The organism is Mucilaginibacter sp. P4_E8 (genome assembly GCF_056401495.1).
In genome coordinates, this window is record NZ_JBFUJG010000427.1 from 1 (window position 1) to 826 (window position 826).

Genomic DNA, 826 nt, shown 5'->3' on the forward strand with positions numbered 1-826 from the left:
CACCCGGGGAGGTCTGGTAAGCCGTCATATCGGTGCAGAAGCGTATACGGGTTTGTTGGAGCTGAGCCGTCGGGAAGGTTCGACTTTATTTATGAGCCTGCTGAGTTTGTTTAAGATCTTATTATACCGTTATACGGGTCAGGGTGATATCAGTGTAGGGAGTCCGATAGCAGGTCGCCAGCAGCAGGAGACGGAAGGGATGATCGGTTTTTTCATCAATACGCTGGTATTGCGGAGTGAGCTGAGCAGCGATATGAGTTACCGGGAGTTGCTGGGATCTGTACGTAAGACGACACTGGAGGCATATGAGCACCAGGAGATCCCGTTCGAGAAGATAGTAGAGATCCTGGGCGTGGAGCGTGACCTGAGCCGCAGTCCCTTATTCCAGGTGATGTTCGTGTTACAGAACATGCCTGCGAGCGAGGCGCTGGATCTGGGCGGGGCCGCACTATCTGCAGAAGACAGCGGTCATAGCAGTGCGAAGTTTGACCTGAACCTGGACGCGATCGAGACGGGAGACGGTCTTCATCTGAGCCTGACGTATTGCAGGGATCTTTACCGTCCTGAAACGATGGAGCGCATGCTGGATCATTATGAGCGYWTGCTGAGAGCGGTAGTATCGGATAGCGAACAGCGCATCGGTGATATCGAGATCCTGAGCGAACAGGAGCGTGAACAGTTATTATATGAGTTTAACGGGACAGCGGTATCCTACCCTGTGGGATTAACGCTGCTGGACCTGTTCAGGGAGCAGGTAATGCTTCGGGGAGAAGAGACCGCTGTGGTTTACGGGGATAGCCGTCTGAGCTACCGTGAGCTGGATGCC

The 826-nt window shown here is 53.8% G+C and carries 1 protein-coding gene; it reads left to right on the forward strand.

Annotated features, from left to right (window positions below; translation table 11 throughout):
* Positions 1 to 826 (forward strand): condensation domain-containing protein (locus tag AC1DRQ_RS31910; RefSeq protein ID WP_477430230.1); only part of this gene is annotated, 826 nt, incomplete at both ends.